Source organism: Pseudomonas sp. SWRI111 (genome assembly GCF_014268555.1).
Lineage (GTDB): Bacteria > Pseudomonadota > Gammaproteobacteria > Pseudomonadales > Pseudomonadaceae > Aquipseudomonas > Aquipseudomonas hamedanensis.
Genome location: NZ_JABWQQ010000043.1, coordinates 1 through 17,412 on the forward strand (window position 1 = coordinate 1; position 17,412 = coordinate 17,412).

General features: G+C 60.9%; 15 protein-coding genes. 10 read left to right on the forward strand and 5 right to left on the reverse strand.

Translation table 11 applies throughout. The annotated features are described in order from the left end of the window. Window positions 1–124 precede the first annotated feature (124 nt). The 3 genes from HU755_RS26640 to HU755_RS26650 form a co-directional block, all read right to left on the reverse strand. Window positions 125–421, reverse strand: a complete 297-nt coding sequence (locus HU755_RS26640; RefSeq protein ID WP_186638201.1) for an amidase — start codon at window positions 419–421, stop codon at window positions 125–127. After that, window positions 418–1,491 (reverse strand): serine hydrolase, encoded by a 1,074-nt coding sequence (locus HU755_RS26645; protein ID WP_186638204.1) that lies wholly within the window; start codon window positions 1,489–1,491, stop codon window positions 418–420. Before HU755_RS26645 ends, HU755_RS26640 begins: the two co-directional genes overlap by 4 nt. A 165-nt stretch (window positions 1,492–1,656) precedes the next feature. After that, window positions 1,657–2,535, reverse strand: coding sequence for an acyl-CoA dehydrogenase (locus HU755_RS26650; RefSeq protein WP_186638206.1), 879 nt, complete (start codon window positions 2,533–2,535; stop codon window positions 1,657–1,659). A 153-nt stretch (window positions 2,536–2,688) separates the two neighbouring features. Between HU755_RS26650 and olsB the strand changes: the two genes are divergently transcribed. After that, window positions 2,689–3,444, forward strand: coding sequence for an L-ornithine N(alpha)-acyltransferase (olsB, locus tag HU755_RS26655; protein WP_186638207.1), 756 nt, complete (start codon window positions 2,689–2,691; stop codon window positions 3,442–3,444). Next, window positions 3,444–4,235 carry a 1-acyl-sn-glycerol-3-phosphate acyltransferase gene (locus HU755_RS26660; RefSeq protein WP_186638209.1) on the forward strand — a complete coding sequence of 264 codons (792 nt, stop codon included), beginning with the start codon at window positions 3,444–3,446 and terminating at the stop codon, window positions 4,233–4,235. Before olsB ends, HU755_RS26660 begins: the two co-directional genes overlap by 1 nt. A gap of 103 nt (window positions 4,236–4,338) precedes the next feature. On the opposite strand, the gene HU755_RS26665 is transcribed toward HU755_RS26660, so the two are convergent. Further along, window positions 4,339–4,923 (reverse strand): ACP phosphodiesterase, encoded by a 585-nt coding sequence (locus HU755_RS26665; protein ID WP_186552092.1) that lies wholly within the window; start codon window positions 4,921–4,923, stop codon window positions 4,339–4,341. Window positions 4,924–5,092: 169 nt separating this feature from the next. Between HU755_RS26665 and HU755_RS26670 the strand changes: the two genes are divergently transcribed. From HU755_RS26670 to HU755_RS26680, 3 genes are read left to right on the forward strand one after another with little or no spacing between them, the layout of a single operon-like run. After that, window positions 5,093–5,395, forward strand: coding sequence for a helix-turn-helix transcriptional regulator (locus tag HU755_RS26670; RefSeq protein WP_186638211.1), 303 nt, complete (start codon window positions 5,093–5,095; stop codon window positions 5,393–5,395). Window positions 5,396–5,429: 34 nt separating this feature from the next. Further along, window positions 5,430–6,596 carry an MFS transporter gene (locus HU755_RS26675; RefSeq protein WP_186638213.1) on the forward strand — a complete coding sequence of 389 codons (1,167 nt, stop codon included), beginning with the start codon at window positions 5,430–5,432 and terminating at the stop codon, window positions 6,594–6,596. A 28-nt stretch (window positions 6,597–6,624) separates the two neighbouring features. Further along, complete coding sequence (locus HU755_RS26680) at window positions 6,625–7,674, forward strand: alkene reductase (RefSeq protein ID WP_186552089.1); 1,050 nt, start codon at window positions 6,625–6,627, stop codon at window positions 7,672–7,674. A gap of 212 nt (window positions 7,675–7,886) precedes the next feature. Here HU755_RS26680 and emhR read toward each other — a convergent pair whose 3' ends face one another. Further along, the gene (gene emhR, locus HU755_RS26685) at window positions 7,887–8,519 is read right to left on the reverse strand and encodes an efflux system transcriptional repressor EmhR (protein ID WP_186621098.1); all 633 of its coding nucleotides are present in this window, start codon (window positions 8,517–8,519) and stop codon (window positions 7,887–7,889) included. Between the two features lie 266 nt (window positions 8,520–8,785). On the opposite strand from emhR, the gene emhA reads away from it, so the two are divergent. The 5 genes from emhA to HU755_RS26710 all read left to right on the forward strand — a co-directional run bounded on the left by emhA (window position 8,786) and on the right by HU755_RS26710 (window position 17,316). Next, window positions 8,786–9,943 carry an efflux RND transporter periplasmic adaptor subunit EmhA gene (gene emhA, locus HU755_RS26690; protein WP_186552087.1) on the forward strand — a complete coding sequence of 386 codons (1,158 nt, stop codon included), beginning with the start codon at window positions 8,786–8,788 and terminating at the stop codon, window positions 9,941–9,943. A 3-nt stretch (window positions 9,944–9,946) separates the two neighbouring features. Continuing rightward, a complete protein-coding gene (gene emhB / locus HU755_RS26695) occupies window positions 9,947–13,111 on the forward strand; it encodes an efflux RND transporter permease subunit EmhB (RefSeq protein WP_186638215.1) in 3,165 nt (1,054 codons plus the stop codon). Then, window positions 13,108–14,568, forward strand: a complete 1,461-nt coding sequence (emhC, locus tag HU755_RS26700) for an efflux RND transporter outer membrane subunit EmhC (RefSeq protein WP_186638217.1) — start codon at window positions 13,108–13,110, stop codon at window positions 14,566–14,568. Before emhB ends, emhC begins: the two co-directional genes overlap by 4 nt. Window positions 14,569–14,974: 406 nt before the next feature. Further along, a complete protein-coding gene (locus HU755_RS26705) occupies window positions 14,975–16,234 on the forward strand; it encodes an OprD family porin (RefSeq protein WP_186638219.1) in 1,260 nt (419 codons plus the stop codon). A gap of 275 nt (window positions 16,235–16,509) precedes the next feature. Beyond that, window positions 16,510–17,316: a methyltransferase domain-containing protein gene (locus HU755_RS26710; protein ID WP_186638221.1), complete on the forward strand. Its 807-nt coding sequence runs from the start codon at window positions 16,510–16,512 to the stop codon at window positions 17,314–17,316. Window positions 17,317–17,412: the final 96 nt, after the last annotated feature.

Consider the following 17,412-nt stretch of genomic DNA (forward strand, 5'->3'; position numbering starts at 1 on the left):
TCTTTCGTTCATGAAACCTCCAGATTGGCGAAATCATATCGCCCTTAAGAGGTGTCCGGAATTATTAGGCCAGTTCAAGCCCGCTCCCACAGGGGGAGTTTGTTTGCAGGGAGAACGGGTGTGGTCAGGGATTGAGGCGGCAGCCTTGCCGTTCGCTCAGCCAATGCGCGCTGTTGCTGCGGCCCATGCCGCTGACGCTGACGGTTTTGCTGGACGCTTCATCGCTGAAGCTGCTGATGGGCAGCCACTGCTTCACGTAGCCACGGCAATACTCGGCGTCGTTGTTCATCACATAACGGCACGAGCAATATTCCTTGGCGGTGTAGGCGCTGATGATGTCCGGGAAGGCCCAAAGGTTCTCGCGCTCATAAAAGCTCCAGCCGAGCAGCGCCACCAGCAGCAGCAACAGAAACCGCTTCATGGCCGCACCGCCTGCAATACGCGTTTGAGCAATTCGTTGTGGTTAAAGCTGCCGTCACGATCATCGCCGTAACGCACAACTACCAGTTTCTCGCTGGGAATCACATACAGCGCCTGGCCCCAATGGCCGAGGGCGGCGAAGGCGTCGGGCGGTGCGTCGGGCCACGGTGATGATGCGCCCTCGACAGGACGGTTGAGCCACCAATGGCCGCCGGGCACCGCTTCGTCCTGATGCGCCTTGTAACCTGTAAAAGGTTTGAGGTTGAACGCGACCCAATCCTTGGGCAGCAATTGTCGCTCGTTCCAGCGTCCGCCTCGCGCCATCAACAGACCGACCCGCGCCAGATCACGTGCGGTGAGATAAGCATAAGACGAGGCGACGAAAGTGCCGTTTGCATCGGTTTCCCAAACGGCGTGGCGAATGCCCAGCGGCTCGAACAGCGCTGTCCACGGATAGTCCGGATAACGCTGCGGGCCAACCATGGTTTTCAGCGCGGCGGCGAGCAAATTGCTGTCGCCGCTGGAATAACGGAAAGCTTGCCCTGGCGCGGCGTAGGCGTCGTGCTCGGCGGTAAATCCGGCCATGTCGCGATGGCCGCGGGTGTAGAGCATCGCCACCACCGAGGATTTCAGCGGGGCGTATTCGTAGTCTTCCTGCCAGTCCAGACCGGAGGCCCAATTCAGCAGATTGGCAAGGGTGATGGTCGGGTGTTTTTCCAGCGCCGGGTAGAATTTCAGCGCAGGATCGTCGAGTTTGAACAGGCCTTCGCCGTAAGCCATACCGAGGACGGTAGCCAACAGGCTTTTGCTGATCGACCAAGTCAGGTGCGGGGTCTGTTCGGTGGTCGGGCCGGCGTAGCGTTCATAGATGATCTGGCCGTCGCGGATGATCAGCAAGGCGTCAGTGCGGATGCCTTGGCGGGTGGATTCGTCACGGGTTGGGAAGGCGTAGTTTTCCAAATCGGTAACGGCAGTGATCTGCGGACCGACCGACCACTGCTCGCCGGGCCATTGTTCGGCCTGGGTGGTGAGGCTGATCAGCAGCAGGAACAGCGACAGGCCTTTGAACATGGTGGGGGCTCTGGGGTTGGTCTGCTGAGACTAGGTGGAGTTGATGACAGATGTGTGGTGCTCTTCAGGCCGCTTTCGCGAGCAAGCCCGCTCCCACAGTTTGATCGCATTCCAACAGGATGAACTCAATCGATGTGGGAGCGGGCTTGCTCGCGAAGGGGCCGCTCAGGTCACTGCCAAAGCCTTGGTCAGCCGCTTGGCCCTGGCCCCCGTCGCCAATTGCATCACGCCCTTGTCCCGCTGCCACATCTGCGCCCACTCCGCCGGGCCATCGGCCAGCGCCTGATTCACCTCCCCCTCCAGCGCTTCAAACTGCGCAAACAACCCACCCAAAAGCACATGCCCCGCCGGATTGTCCGGCGGTTGCCGACTCGCCTCGGCACACCCGGCCAGCAGCGCCAGCAAACGCAGTTGCAGCGTCTGCGGCCAATCGCTGTCCTGGCCGACGCCATACAGCCACGCGGTCATTGCACTGAGCACGTAAACATCCTCAAGGGTTCGAAACGGTTTGACGTAAGCGTCCCAGCCATCGCCGGCGAGCAATTCGCACAGCGCGCCATCGAGGTGCAGCCGCCCATGGCTGATGTCGGGCATCAACGGCAACGCCGGCAGCTTTTCCACCTTCACGCCAAGCTCGCCGGGATAGACCACCGCCAGACTCAGGCGCGGCGCTTCGCCGGGTGATTCGCTGCGCGCTGCAATCAGCAGCCAGTCCGCCGCATCGCCAGCGGTGACAAAATCCTTGCGCCCGCTCAAGCGCAAATCGCTCAACCGCGTCTGCATGTCCGCCGGGCGCAGGCTGCGCTGTTCGGTCGCACACAACGCACCGAGGCTCAGCGGCGCGCTCGGCCACAGCATGCGCAACGCCGCCTGATAACCGACCAGAAACGCCAGCCCTGGCGTCGCCATGCGCCGTCCGCCCGCGACCGCCAATTCGAAAGGCGTGACGCTGCCCAACGCTTGCAACAACGTGGCAAAACCCTCGGCCAGGTCGGCAACGGCGGGCAAGCGTTCACGGCTGTGCAGCAAATCTGACCAGGGCATAAGCGGCTCCTTTTGGGCTGTCATATAAGCATCACCGAACGTTCATGGCGATGACACCGGGGCTACATAGCCTGACTTTGCACAACACGGCTGCATAAAGAAAGTCGATCGGCTGCAACCCACGACGGGTTCAAGGCCCGTACGGAGATTCACATGACGCAAATCGCCCGCATCAGCGACACCGGCAATGAACGCCGCCTGCAAGCCGAACGCCTGGTTGGCGCCCAAGCTTTGCAGCAAGCCCAGGCCCTGCGCTTCAACGTCTTCAGCGGCGAGTTCAACGCCAAACTCAAAGGCGCGGAGCTGGGTCTGGACATGGATGATTATGATGTTCACTGCAGCCACATCGGCGTGCGTGACCTGAACACCGGGCGCCTGGTGGCGACCACGCGTCTGCTCGATCACACCGCTGCCAGCAGCCTCGGCAAGTTTTACAGCGAAGAAGAATTCAGCCTGCACGGCCTCGCGCATCTGCAGGGCCCGATCCTGGAGATCGGCCGCACCTGCGTCGACCCGGCCTATCGCAACGGCGGCACTATCGCTGTGCTCTGGGGCGAATTGGCCGAAGTGCTCAATCAAGGTGGCTACAGCTATTTGATGGGCTGCGCGAGCATTCCGATGCAGGACGGCGGCATTCAGGCCCACGCAATCATGCAGCGTCTGCGCGAGCGTTATCTGTGCACCGAACACCTGCGTGCCGAGCCAAAAAATCCGCTGCCGACACTGGATATTCCCTCCAACGTCATCGCCGAAATGCCGCCGCTGCTCAAGGCCTACATGCGTCTGGGTGCGAAGATCTGCGGCGAGCCGTGCTGGGACGAAGACTTCCAGGTCGCCGACGTGTTCATCCTGCTCAAGCGCGACGAACTCTGCCCGCGCTACGCCAAGCACTTCAAGGCGGCCGTGTGATGAGCCGGCTGCGGGTGTACGCGCGAATCGCGCGAGTGCTGCTGGTGGTGACGCTGGGGCTGACCATGGCCAGCGTCTTCGGCGTGTTCGAACGGATTGGCTTCGCGCATTCGATGGAGCGTCGCCAGCGCTGGTCGCGCTTCTTCATGGCGCGCCTGAGCAACGCCCTGCCCTTTCGCGTGACGGTGCATGGCGAGCTGCCGAAACAGCCGATGCTGTGGGTCAGCAATCACGTGTCGTGGACCGACGTTCCGCTGCTGGGCATGCTCACGCCGCTGTCGTTTCTGTCCAAGGCTGAAGTCCGCACCTGGCCGGTGGCCGGCTGGCTCGCGGCCAAGGCTGGCAGCTTGTTCATCCGTCGCGGCGCCGGCGACAGCCAGTTGATCCGCAAACAGATGACCCGTCACCTGCAAACCGATCACGCCTTGCTGATGTTCCCCGAAGGTACCACCACCGACGGCCGCTCGCTGCGCACTTTTCATGGTCGCTTGCTGTCGGCCGCGATTGATTCAGAGGTGTTGCTGCAACCGGTAGCGATCCGTTATCTGCGTGATGGCGAAATCGATGGGCTGGCGCCGTTCATTGGCGACGATGATTTGCTCTCGCACTTGATGCGGTTGTTCAGCCATGACTGCGGCGATGTCGAAGTACATTTGCTCAAACCGATCGCGTGTCAGGGTCGTGAGCGTGCAGCGCTGGCGTTCGAGGCGCAGCAGGCGGTGCAGAAGGCGTTGTTTGGATCGGTTCCCGACACCCGACAAGCGCCGATACGCCCGGCAATCGCTGCCTGAAACACAGATCCCTTGTGGGAGTGAGCCTGCTCGCGATAGCGGTCTATCAGTCGATGCAACTGTGACTGACAGACCGCTATCGCGAGCAGGCTCACTCCTACAATTAGATTTTCGGTGGTTTCGCGTTTTGTGCGAAATCCTGCAGTTGCGGGTAGAACAAACTGAAGTCTTCGCTCAGCGGTTCATACAACCGCCGCAATTCCTCCATCGCCCCCGCCAGCTCTTCAGGCCTGGTCAACCGTCGCGAGATCCCCCGCAGCACCTGTTCCAGCACTTCAAATTCGCGATATGAACCCAGCCAGTCGTTGGCAACCATGTGCGGCGCGATCTTCGCCAGCCGTTCGGGCAGTTGCCGTTCGCGGGACAGCACCTGATACACGTCAGCGGTGAACAGCTCCAGCGGCCGATCGGCATAGCTCGACCAATCCCGCGCCAGGCAGTGGTCGAAAAACACATCGAGGACGATCCCGGCGTAGCGTCGCCGGGTCTGCGAAAAACGTCCCAGGGCGATGTCCACCAACGGATGACGGTCGGTGAACACGTCAATGCGCCGATGCAGTTGAATCGCCGCCTCGATCTCCGGGGCAAACTGCCCTTGCAGGCGCCCTTTGACGAAGTCGCCATACAGGCTGCCGAGCAGTTGGCCGGGGCGCTGGCCACCAAGGTGCAAATGTGCGAGATAGTTCATGGGGCGCAGCTTAGCACTGCGTCCGCCCCGCTATCACCTCAATATCGTTATAACCCGATATAGCGATTTATAAGTTCGTCAGACCGATTTCATATTGGTATATCGCGATCTAACGATTTAAAGTTCGCCTCATCGCGATATATCGCCACTGCCAACACGAGCCCAAGCCATGAACCTCGACCTCGACGAAATAATAAAAGCCCTGGCGCACCCAGTACGGCGAGACATCCTCAACTGGCTGAAGAATCCCAAAGCCGAGTTTCCCGAGCAGTTGCACAACCACGAATACGGCATCTGCGCCGGGCAGATCGATCAACGCTGCGGCCTGTCGCAATCGACCGTGTCGGCGCACCTTGCAACGCTGCAACGGGCCGGGCTGATCAGCAGCCAGAAGGCCGGGCAGTGGCATTTTTTCAAACGTAACGAGGACGTCATCCAGGCGTTTCTCAACACCCTCAGTAAAGAGCTCTGACCCTTAACGTCAGCCAGCCGACAAGGAACCCCGCATGCCCCTCTCGCTCCTCATCCTGGCCCTGAGCGCCTTCGCCATCGGTACCACCGAATTCGTCATCATGGGCCTGCTGCCCGATGTGGCGGCCGACCTCGGAGTGTCGATTCCCGGCGCAGGTTGGTTGGTTACCGGTTACGCCTTGGGCGTGGCGATCGGTGCGCCGTTCATGGCGCTGGCTACCGCAAAGCTGCCGCGCAAGGCAGCCTTGGTGGCGTTGATGGGCATCTTTATTGTCGGCAACCTGCTCTGCGCGATCGCCAGTGATTACAACGTGTTGATGTTCGCACGTGTGGTCACCGCACTGTGTCACGGTGCGTTCTTCGGCATCGGTTCGGTGGTGGCGGCCGGTCTGGTCGCGCCGAACAAACGTGCTTCGGCGGTGGCCTTGATGTTCACCGGCCTGACTCTGGCCAACGTGTTGGGCGTACCGCTGGGCACGGCGTTGGGTCAGGAAGCCGGCTGGCGTTCGACCTTCTGGGCGGTGACTGTGATTGGTGTGATCGCGCTGATCGGCCTGATCCGTTTCCTGCCGGCCAAGCGTGACGAAGAAAAACTCGACATGCGCGCCGAACTCGCCGCCCTCAAAGGCGCCGGCATCTGGCTGTCGCTGAGCATGACCGCGCTGTTCGCCGACTCGGTGTTCACCCTGTTCACTTACGTTGCGCCGCTGCTCGGCGAAGTCACCGGCGTCTCGCCGCGTGGCGTGACCTGGACGCTGATGCTGATCGGCCTGGGCCTGACCGTCGGCAATATCATCGGCGGCAAGCTCGCGGACAAAGGCATGGCCGCCACGCTGATCGGCGTGTTCATTGCCATGGCCGTGGTCTCCACCGTGCTGAGCTGGACCAGCGTCGCGCTGATCCCGACTGAAATCACCCTGCTCCTCTGGGCCACCGCGTGTTTCGCCGCCGTGCCGGCGCTGCAAGTCAACGTGGTGACCTTCGGCAAGGCTGCACCGAACCTGGTCTCGACCCTGAACATCGGCGCCTTCAACGTCGGCAACGCCCTCGGCGCCTGGGTCGGTGGCAGCGTCATCGCCCACGGCTACGGCCTGACCCGCGTGCCGCTCGCAGCCGCCGCGCTGGCCGTGCTCGCGCTGCTGGTGACCCTGATTACCTTCCGCCAGAACGGCAATGCCGAGCTGGCCCCTGCTTCCAACTGATCAACTTCCCTTCAAGAGGCTTATAGACATGGCGACTATTTTCGATCCCATCAAACTCGGCGACATCGAGCTGAGCAACCGCATCATCATGGCCCCGCTGACCCGTTGCCGCGCCGACGAAGGCCGCGTTCCCAACGCGCTGATGGCTGAATACTACGTACAACGCGCCTCGGCCGGTCTGATCCTCAGCGAAGCCACGTCGGTAACGCCGATGGGCGTCGGCTACCCGGACACCCCGGGCATCTGGTCCAACGATCAAGTGCGTGGCTGGGCCAACGTCACCAAGGCGATTCACGCTGCCGGCGGCAAGATCTTCCTGCAACTGTGGCATGTCGGCCGCATCTCCCACCCGTCGTACCTCAACGGTGAAGCACCGGTCGCGCCAAGCGCCATCCAGCCCAAGGGCCATGTCAGCCTGGTGCGCCCACTGGCGGACTATCCGACCCCGCGCGCGCTTGAAACCGCTGAAATCGCCGACATCGTCGACGCCTACCGCACCGGTGCCGAGAACGCCAAAGCCGCCGGTTTCGACGGCGTGGAAATCCACGGCGCCAACGGTTATCTGCTCGATCAGTTCCTGCAAAGCAGCACTAACCAACGCACCGACCACTACGGCGGCTCGCTGGAAAACCGTGCGCGCCTGCTGCTGGAAGTGACGGATGCCGCGATCGAAGTCTGGGGCGCCGGCCGCGTCGGTGTGCACCTGGCACCGCGTGCGGATTCCCACGACATGGGCGATGACAACCTCGCCGAGACCTTCACTTACGTCGCCCGTGAACTGGGCAAGCGCGGCATCGCCTTTATCTGCTCGCGCGAAAAAGAAGGCGCCGACAGCCTCGGCCCACAGCTGAAAGAAGCGTTCGGCGGCCCTTACATCGCCAACGAAAAATTCACCAAAGAAAGCGCCAACGCCTGGCTGGCCGCAGGCAAGGCTGACGCAGTGGCGTTCGGCGTGCCATTCATTGCCAACCCGGATCTGCCCGCTCGCCTGAAGGCTGATGCACCGCTGAACGAGCCGCATCCGGAAACCTTCTACGGCAAGGGTCCGGTGGGTTACATCGACTATCCGACGCTGTAAGCCATACCCTGGAAACGCAAAAGCCCCCGACTTGTGAGAGTCGGGGGCTTTTTGTTGTTGGCGGAGGATGAGGGCAAGCGGCGAAACACGGTTTCACAAGGGCGACACAATTTCCCTACAAAATGCAGGGCTCGCTACGTTTAAACTCCCCCGTCGCGATCATCAGCCATGCCGGCTGATTGACATCCCCATGGCCCATTGCGCATTTTGTTTCATTTGCGCAGGCTGGGGCTCAGGCGCAGCATGTCCAGCCCGGTGTCGACCCAGCGTTCAGCTTCTGTATGCAGGTCAAAGCCGTCCGGTGCCAGCAGCCAGCCATATAGAAGGCCATCGATGTAGGCGTGAATACTGATGGCCGCGCGGGCGGTGTCGAGATCTGCCGGCAACTGGCCGCGATTCACCGCATTGCGCAGGGTCAGGCCGATGCGCACATTGCAGTCGAGGCTGGCTGTCCGGCGCTGCTGGCGCAGATCGCACATTTCATCGGTGAACTCGCATTTATGAAACAGAATTTCGTTGATGCGCCGGGTTTTCGGGTCCAGCGCAACTTGATGAAACAAATGAATCAGCAATTTGCGCATACAGCCCAATGGATCGAGTTCGTCCTCGCTTTCACTGGCCTTGGCCAATTCATCCAGCGGCTCATGCAGGCTGTCGAGCATGGCCTGAACCAGATCGGCCTTGTTGCTGAAATGCCAGTAGATGGCACCGCGCGTGACACCGGCCAGGGTCGCGATGTCCGCCAGGGTGGTGCGGGCGACCCCCCTTTCATAAAAGGCTTTCTCAGCCGCTTCCAGAATCTGGCTGCGGGTTTCTTGAGCTTCCTCTTTGGTACGACGGACCATGGCAGTAAAACCTCAAACAGGACGTTTCAGGGATGGCTGAATATCCGCTGAATAAAGAGGGGGCGATTTCTCATGAATCGACTCCCCGGCCTACAATTTCAAACCTTGCGACGACTTTTGTAACAGGGTGGGTACGCGGCGCAGGTATTTACAAACAACCATGAACGTAAGTATATTCCTTAGCAAGCTACTTATCCACCCGGTGCCCGATTTTTACTTTTCCACACTTCTTGTGCGCTTTTCGCGCGCCTGACCCGAGGATCTACATGCAATTCAAGCCAGCTGTTACCGCCCTGGTCACTGCCGTCGCCCTGGCATCGCTGCTCAGCGGATGTAAAAAGGAAGAAGCGGCCCCGGCCGCTCCGCCTCCTCAGGTCGGCGTCGTCACTCTGCAACCACAAGCGTTCACGCTCACCTCGGAATTGCCGGGCCGCACCAGTGCGTTCCGCATCGCCGAAGTGCGTCCGCAGGTCAACGGCATCATTCTCAAGCGTCTGTTCAAGGAAGGCGGCGACGTCAAAGCCGGCCAGCAGCTGTATCAGATCGATCCGTCGGTCTATGAAGCGACCCTGAAAAGCGCCGAGGCCAACCTGCGTTCGACCAAGTCGATTTCCGACCGCTATAAGCAACTGGTCGATGAACAAGCCGTCAGCCGTCAGGAATACGACACTGCCGTGGCCAATCGGATGGAGTCGGAAGCGTCACTGCAGAGTGCGCAGATCAATGTCCGTTACACCAAGGTTTACGCGCCGATTTCCGGTCGTATCGGCCGCTCTTCGGTGACCGAAGGCGCGCTGGTCAGCAACGGCCAGGCCGATGCCATGGCCGTGATCCAGCAGCTCGATCCGATCTACGTCGACGTGACCCAGTCGTCGGTGGAACTGCTGGAGCTGCGCCGCGAACTGGAAAGCGGCCGTCTGCAAAAGGCTGGCGACAACGCCGCCAAGGTCAAGCTGACTCTGGAAGACGGTAGTCAGTACAAGCTCGACGGCAAGCTGGAGTTCTCCGAAGTCTCGGTTGACCAGACCACCGGTTCGGTGACTTTGCGCGCGGTGTTCCCGAACCCGGATCACACCCTGCTGCCGGGCATGTTTGTGCACGCCCAGTTGCAGGCCGGTGTTAACAGCGCCGCGATCCTCGCGCCTCAGCAAGGCGTGACCCGCGACCTCAAAGGCACCCCGACCGCACTGGTCGTCGGCGCCGACAACAAGGTCGAGTTGCGTCAGCTCAAGGCCAGCCGCACCGTCGGCAGCCAGTGGCTGATCGAAGACGGCCTGAAGGCCGGCGATCGTCTGATCACCGAAGGCTTGCAGTACGTCAAACCGGGCGTTGAGGTCAAAGCGACCGAAGCGACCAACGTCGGCACCAAGAACCCGGCCCCCGCTCAGGCAGCTGATAAAGCCGCCGGCGGCCAAGGGGAGTAACTCATGTCAAAATTCTTCATCGACCGTCCGATTTTCGCCTGGGTAATAGCCCTGGTGATCATGCTGGTCGGCGCGCTTTCGATCCTGAAATTGCCGATCAACCAATACCCGAGCATTGCACCGCCGGCCATTGCGATCTCCGTGACCTACCCGGGTGCGTCCGCGCAAACCGTGCAGGACACCGTGGTCCAGGTCATCGAGCAGCAACTCAACGGTATCGACAACCTGCGTTATGTGTCCTCGGAAAGTAACTCCGACGGCAGCATGACCATCACCGCGACCTTCGAGCAAGGTACCAACTCCGACACCGCGCAGGTCCAGGTCCAGAACAAGCTGAACCTGGCCACCCCGCTGTTGCCCCAGGAAGTGCAGCAACAAGGTATCCGCGTGACCAAGGCAGTGAAAAACTTCCTGCTGGTGATCGGCGTGGTATCGCGTGACGGCAGCATGACCAAGGACGACCTGTCCAACTACATCGTGTCGAACATGCAGGACCCGATCTCGCGCACCGCCGGTGTCGGTGACTTCCAGGTCTTCGGTGCCCAGTACGCGATGCGCATCTGGCTGGACCCGGCCAAGTTGAACAACTTCAACCTGACCCCGGTCGACGTCAGAACCGCCATTGCCGCACAGAACGTTCAGGTTTCATCCGGTCAGCTCGGTGGCTTGCCTGCCGTCAAGGGCCAGCAACTGAACGCGACGATCATCGGCAAGACCCGTCTGCAGACAGCCGAGCAGTTCAAGGAAATCCTGCTCAAGGTCAACAAGGACGGCTCGCAGGTTCGCCTCAAAGACGTGGCTGAGGTCGGTCTCGGTGGTGAAAACTACGCGATCAGCGCCCAGTTCAACGGCAGCCCGGCTTCCGGTCTGGCAGTGAAACTGGCCAACGGCGCCAACGCCCTCGACACGGCCAAGGCCCTGCGTAACACCATCGACAGCCTCAAGCCGTTCTTCCCGCAAGGCATGGAAGTGGTGTTCCCGTACGACACCACGCCAGTGGTGACCGAGTCGATCAAAGGCGTGGTGCACACGCTGGTCGAAGCGATCGCGCTGGTGTTCCTGGTGATGTTCCTGTTCCTGCAGAACTTCCGCGCCACCGTCATCACCACGATGACCGTGCCGGTGGTATTGCTCGGTACGTTCGGCATCCTCGCCGCCGCCGGTTTCAGCATCAACACGCTGACCATGTTCGGCATGGTGCTGGCCATCGGTCTGCTGGTGGACGACGCCATCGTTGTGGTGGAAAACGTCGAACGGGTGATGAGCGAAGAAGGCTTGTCACCGAAGGAAGCCACGAAAAAATCCATGGGCCAGATCCAGGGAGCCCTGGTCGGTATCGCCCTGGTGCTGTCGGCGGTACTGCTGCCGATGGCGTTCTTCAGCGGCTCCACCGGGGTGATCTACAAGCAGTTCTCGATCACCATCGTTTCGGCCATGGCCCTGTCGGTACTGGTTGCCCTGATCTTCACCCCGGCGCTGTGCGCGACCATGCTCAAGCCGATTCCGAAAGGCGAGCACGGCACCCCGAAGAAAGGTTTCTTCGGCTGGTTCAACCGCAACTTCGACCGTGGCGTGCAGAGTTACGAGCGTGGCGTCGGCAACATGTTGACCCGCAAAGCGCCGTACCTGCTGGCTTATCTGTTGATCGTGGTCGGCATGATCTGGCTGTTCACCCGCATCCCGACCGCGTTCCTTCCAGAAGAAGACCAGGGCGTTCTGTTCGCTCAGGTGCAGACCCCGGCAGGTTCGAGTGCCGAGCGTACGCAGGTGGTCGTGGATGAAATGCGTGAGTACCTGCTGCGTCCCAACAAGGACGGCGGTGAGGCGGACGCGGTGGCGTCGGTGTTCACCGTGACCGGCTTCAACTTCGCCGGCCGTGGTCAGAGTTCGGGTATGGCGTTCATCATGCTCAAGCCGTGGGGCGAGCGTAACGCTGACAACAGCGTGTTCAAGCTCGCGGCCCGTGCCCAGCAACACTTCTTCAGTTTCCGCGATGCGATGGTGTTTGCCTTCGCCCCGCCAGCGGTACTGGAATTGGGTAACGCCACCGGTTTCGACGTGTTCCTGCAGGACCGCGCCGGTATCGGCCACGAAAAACTGATGGAGGCACGCAACCAGTTCCTCGGCATGGCAGCACAGAGCAAGGTGCTGACGCAGGTGCGGCCGAACGGCCTGAACGACGAGCCGCAGTTCCAGCTGGAAATCGACGACGAGAAGGCCAGTGCCCTCGGCATCACCATCAGCGATATCAACAACACCCTGTCGATCGCGCTGGGCAGTAGCTACGTCAACGACTTCATCGACCGTGGTCGGGTGAAGAAAGTGTACGTGCAGGGCCAGCCGGACTCACGCATGAGCCCCGAAGACCTGAAGAAGTGGTACGTGCGTAACGCCGACGGCACCATGGTTCCGTTCTCGGCGTTTGCCAAGGGCGAATGGGTCTACGGCTCACCGAAACTGGCTCGCTACAACGGTGTAGAAGCAGTCGAGATTCTCGGGGCTCCGGCGCCGGGCTACTCCACCGGTGAAGCGATGGCCGAAGTCGAGGCGATTGCCAAGAAGCTGCCGGCCGGTGTCGGTATCTCCTGGACCGGTCTGTCCTACGAGGAACGTCTGTCCGGCTCGCAAGCGCCAGCGCTGTATGCCCTGTCGCTGCTGATGGTGTTCCTGTGTCTGGCGGCGCTGTATGAAAGCTGGTCGATTCCGATCGCGGTCATGCTCGTGGTGCCGCTGGGGATCATCGGTGCCTTGATGGCCACCAGTCTGCGCGGCCTGTCCAACGACGTGTACTTCCAGGTGGGCCTGTTGACGACCATCGGTCTGGCGGCTAAAAACGCCATTCTGATTGTCGAATTCGCCAAGGAATTGCACGAGCAGGGACGCAGCCTGCGTGAGGCGGCTATCGAAGCCTGCCGCATGCGTCTGCGCCCGATCATCATGACGTCGCTGGCCTTCGTCCTCGGTGTTGTACCGCTGGCGATCTCCACCGGCGCCGGTTCAGGCAGTCAACATGCGATCGGTACGGGCGTGATTGGCGGTATGCTCACGGCCACGATCCTGGCGATCTTCTGGGTCCCACTGTTCTTTGTCACGGTTTCGTCCATGGGCCAACGTAAAAAAGCCCACGTGGATGACACTCAAGAAACTCCTAAAGAGGCTGGCCAATGAGCAAGTCGCTACTCTCCATCGCAGTCGCCGCCTTCGTGCTGAGCGGTTGCTCGCTGATACCTGATTATCAGCAGCCTGAGGCTCCGGTCGCAGGCCAGTACCCACAAGGGCCGGCGTATTCGCCGACCCAGGCACCGGCACAAGCCGCTGCCGAGCAGGGCTGGCAGCAGTTTTTCCATGACCCGGCGCTGCAGCAATTGATTCAGGTCGCACTGGAAAACAACCGCGACCTGCGTGTCGCGGCGCTGAACATCGACGCTTACGCGGCGCAGTACCGCATCCAGCGTGCCGACCTGTTCCCGGCGGTGTCGGCGAACGGTTCCGGCAGCCGCCAGCGCCTGCCGGCCCGCGCCTCGCAAACCGGTGAGTCGAGCATCAGCAGTTCCTACTCGGCGACTGTGGGCGTCAGCGCCTACGAGCTCGACCTGTTCGGTCGCGTTCGTAGCCTGAGCGAGCAAGCGCTGCAACAATACTTCGCCACCGAAGAAGCGCGGCGCAGCACCCAGATCAGTCTGGTCGCCAGCGTCGCCAACGCTTACCTGACCTGGCAAGCGGACAAGGAACTGCTCAAGCTGACCCAGGACACCCTCGGTGCCTTTGAAGAAAGCTACAAGCTGACCAGCCGCAGCAACGAAGTCGGTGTGGCCTCGGCGCTGGATCTGGCGCAGTCGCGGACCTCGGTGGAAAACGCCCGGGCGCAACTGGCGCGGTATACCCGCCAGGTGGCGCAAGACGAAAACAGCCTGACCCTGCTGCTCGGCACCGGCATTCCGGCCAACCTGCAAGCGGCCAAACCGTTATCAGACGACCTGCTCAGCGACGTGCCGGCCGGTCTGCCTTCGGATCTGCTGCAACGTCGTCCGGACATTCTGCAAGCCGAGCACAACCTGAAAGCGGCTAACGCCAATATCGGCGCAGCCCGTGCCGCGTTTTTCCCGAGCATCAGCCTGACCGCCAACGCGGGCACGCTGAGCCCGGACCTGTCCGGTCTGTTCAAGGGTGGCTCGGGAACGTGGCTGTTCCAGCCGCAGATCAACCTGCCGATTTTCAACGCCGGCAGCCTGCGCGCCAGCCTCGACTACGCCAAGATCCAGAAGGACATTGGCGTGGCGAACTACGAGAAGTCCATTCAAACGGCCTTCCAGGAAGTCGCCGACGGCCTGGCCGCGCGTCAGACCTACACCGAGCAGTTGCAAGCGCAGCGTGACTTCGTTCAGGCCAACCAGGATTACTACCGCCTGGCCGAACGCCGCTATCGCATCGGCGTCGACAGCAACCTGACCTTCCTCGATGCCCAGCGTCAGCTGTTCAGCGCGCAACAGGCGCTGATCACCGACCGCCTCGCGCAGCTGACCAGTGCGGTCAACCTGTACAAGGCCCTGGGTGGCGGCTGGAATGCGCAGACCGCGCAGAACGAGCCGGTGAAAGAAGAAGCACCGAAGATGAAGTTGTTCTGATCATCGGTTGAAAGCATCAAGCCCACCTTTTGGTGGGCTTTTTGTTGGCTGGCAAAAAAGATATGGCGCCTGCACCGGCGCCATCGCGAGCAGGCTCACTCCTACAAGGGAACGCATTCCAAATGTAGGAGTGAGTCTGCTCGCGAAGGGGGCCGTCCAGCCAATGCAAAGATTGTAGTGTTCGATAACCGCCCAAAACCCGCTTTCAACAATTGAACCCGAACACACAAGCCCTTCACCATTCGCCTCAGAAAACCAATAACAACAAGGTTCGACACCATGCCCCAGCGCCCTGCCCCGCCCGGCTGACTGCCGCCGCTTCACTCTTAATAGCAATCCCTGTCAACGCCCTGAAAACGATGACAGCGCAGCCGTTCGCCCTAAAAAAACAAGAGAGACCACGTCCATGACAGTTTTCCCTGTGCCTTATGCATTGCCCGGCCTGGTTGCATTGGCCATCGCCGGTCTGGCCCTGCCAGCGAGCGCCGAAGAAACCGGTTTCGTTGAAGGCGCCAAGGTCAACCTCAACTTGCGCAACTTCTACATCAACCGCAATTTCACCAATCCGACCAAAGCCCAAGGCAAGGCTGAGGAATGGACGCAGAGTTTCATCCTTGACGCCAAATCCGGGTTCACCCAGGGCACCGTCGGTTTCGGCATGGATGTGTTGGGGCTGTATTCGGTGAAGCTTGATGGCGGCAAGGGCACCGGCGGCACGCAGCTATTGCCGCTGGACCGCGACGGCCGTCCGGCGGACAACTTCGGTCGCACCAACGTTGCCTTCAAGGCAAAGTTGTCCGAAACCGAAATCAAGGTCGGTGAGTGGATGCCGGTGTTGCCGATTCTGCGCTCCGACGACGGCCGTTCATTGCCGCAGACCTTTCGCGGCGGCCAGATCACCTCGAAGGAAATCAACGGGCTGACCCTTTATGGCGGCCAGTTCCGCGCCAACAGCCCGCGCGACGACAGCAGCATGAGCGACATGTCGATGACCGGCAAAGCGGCGTTCACCTCTGACCGGTTCAACTTTCAGGGCGGCGAATACGTCTTCAATGACAAACGCACGCAGATCGGCCTGTGGAACGCCGAACTCAAAGACATCTACAGCCAGCAGTACATCAACCTGGTCCACAGCCAGCCGCTTGGCGACTGGACGCTGGGCGCCAACCTCGGCTTCTTTTACGGCAAGGAAGATGGCAGTGCCCGCGCCGGCGATCTCGACAACAAGACCTGGTCCGGGATGTTCTCGGCCAGGTACGGCGGCAACACCTTCTACGTCGGCCTGCAGAAACTCACCGGCGACAGCGCGTGGATGCGCGTCAACGGCACCAGCGGCGGCACGCTGGCCAACGATAGCTACAACGCCAGCTATGACAATGCGCAGGAACGTTCCTGGCAGTTGCGCCACGACTACAACTTTGCCGCCATGGGCATTCCCGGCCTGACGCTGATGAACCGCTACATCAGCGGTGACAACGTGCACACCGGGACCCTCACCGACGGCAAGGAATGGGGCCGCGAGTCAGAACTGGGCTATACCGTGCAGAGCGGCACGCTGAAGAACCTCAACGTCAAATGGCGCAACTCGACCCTGCGCCGGGATTTCAGCAATAACGAGTTTGATGAAAACCGGTTGATCGTCAGCTACCCGATCAGCCTCCTGTAAACCACGATTTAATCTGTAGGAGTGAGCCTGCTCGCGATAGCGGTAGATCAGTCACATTCGTAATGATTGACCTAATGCTATCGCGAGCAGGCTCACTCCTACAGGGGATTTGTGCCATTGGTCTGGATTTGTTGCGCCTCACAGGGCGCCGTATAGAGTTCCAAGACCTGAAGGACTCAGGCGCCCCACCCTTCCCGCTTCCGTTTCGTAGTCGGTCCCCAGCTGTGCACCAGGTTGTCATCGGAAGACACCATTGATCACCGGAGGATCACCTCATGATCAACCGACTCACCTCAGCACCCGACTGGGACGCCAAGGCGTACCAACAGTTTTCCCGACTCAGGCAACGCCCGGTCAACGAATTGCTCGACCGTGTCGATGTGCAAAACCCCAAGCGCATCTACGATCTGGGCTGCGGCACAGGCATCGCCACGCAATTATTGGCCAAGCGCTGGCCGCGTGCGCAGCTGCAGGGCATCGACAGCTCGCCGCAAATGCTCGACGAGGCCCGCGTTCTGCCGATCAAAGCGCTGTGGAAGCAATGCGATCTGCTGGCCTGGCAACCGGAGCAGCGGGCGGACTTGCTGTTTGCCGCCGCCGTGCTGCATTTTCTCGATGGCCATGAAACGTTGCTGCCGCGCCTGCTCGGGCATCTGAATCCTGGCGGTTGCCTCGCAGCGCACATGCCGGACTGGCGCGACGCGTTGTGGTATCGCTTGATGCTCGAAACACTGGAAGACGCAGGCCCCGGCGGCACGCCGTTGGGCACGCCTGAACTGCGCCAGCGCATGGCTTCGCGGACGTTGCTGACACTGGAGGATTACTACCGGTTGCTCGCCCCGCTGACCACGTCGCTGGACATTTGGGAGACCGAGCAGTTGCAAGTGGTGAACGGCAAGTCGCCGGTGTATGACTGGGTCAAGGTCTCGGCGCTGCGGCCGGTGATGCAGGCGCTGGATTCAGCGCAACAGGCGCGGTTTATCTATCACTACCTGATGCGGGTGCATGAGCATTACCCGCCAGAGGGCGATGGCTGCACGTTGTTTGCGTTCAAGCGGATATTTATTGTCGCCACGGTTTGATTTGTCGCATCCACTACCGCTATCGCGAGCAGGCTGTAGTGGTTCAGTTTTTTCAAACCATTGCGTAGGAGCATTAGGCCGCCTGCTGCTCAAATA

Coding starts and splice junctions, on each gene's coding strand:
- HU755_RS26640 (WP_186638201.1), bottom strand. CDS start 421: ATGAAGCGGTTTCTGTTGCTGCTGCTGGTGGCGCTGCTCGGCTGGAGC.
- HU755_RS26645 (WP_186638204.1), bottom strand. CDS start 1,491: ATGTTCAAAGGCCTGTCGCTGTTCCTGCTGCTGATCAGCCTCACCACC.
- HU755_RS26650 (WP_186638206.1), bottom strand. CDS start 2,535: ATGCCCTGGTCAGATTTGCTGCACAGCCGTGAACGCTTGCCCGCCGTT.
- olsB (WP_186638207.1), top strand. CDS start 2,689: ATGACGCAAATCGCCCGCATCAGCGACACCGGCAATGAACGCCGCCTG.
- HU755_RS26660 (WP_186638209.1), top strand. CDS start 3,444: ATGAGCCGGCTGCGGGTGTACGCGCGAATCGCGCGAGTGCTGCTGGTG.
- HU755_RS26665 (WP_186552092.1), bottom strand. CDS start 4,923: ATGAACTATCTCGCACATTTGCACCTTGGTGGCCAGCGCCCCGGCCAA.
- HU755_RS26670 (WP_186638211.1), top strand. CDS start 5,093: ATGAACCTCGACCTCGACGAAATAATAAAAGCCCTGGCGCACCCAGTA.
- HU755_RS26675 (WP_186638213.1), top strand. CDS start 5,430: ATGCCCCTCTCGCTCCTCATCCTGGCCCTGAGCGCCTTCGCCATCGGT.
- HU755_RS26680 (WP_186552089.1), top strand. CDS start 6,625: ATGGCGACTATTTTCGATCCCATCAAACTCGGCGACATCGAGCTGAGC.
- emhR (WP_186621098.1), bottom strand. CDS start 8,519: ATGGTCCGTCGTACCAAAGAGGAAGCTCAAGAAACCCGCAGCCAGATT.
- emhA (WP_186552087.1), top strand. CDS start 8,786: ATGCAATTCAAGCCAGCTGTTACCGCCCTGGTCACTGCCGTCGCCCTG.
- emhB (WP_186638215.1), top strand. CDS start 9,947: ATGTCAAAATTCTTCATCGACCGTCCGATTTTCGCCTGGGTAATAGCC.
- emhC (WP_186638217.1), top strand. CDS start 13,108: ATGAGCAAGTCGCTACTCTCCATCGCAGTCGCCGCCTTCGTGCTGAGC.
- HU755_RS26705 (WP_186638219.1), top strand. CDS start 14,975: ATGACAGTTTTCCCTGTGCCTTATGCATTGCCCGGCCTGGTTGCATTG.
- HU755_RS26710 (WP_186638221.1), top strand. CDS start 16,510: ATGATCAACCGACTCACCTCAGCACCCGACTGGGACGCCAAGGCGTAC.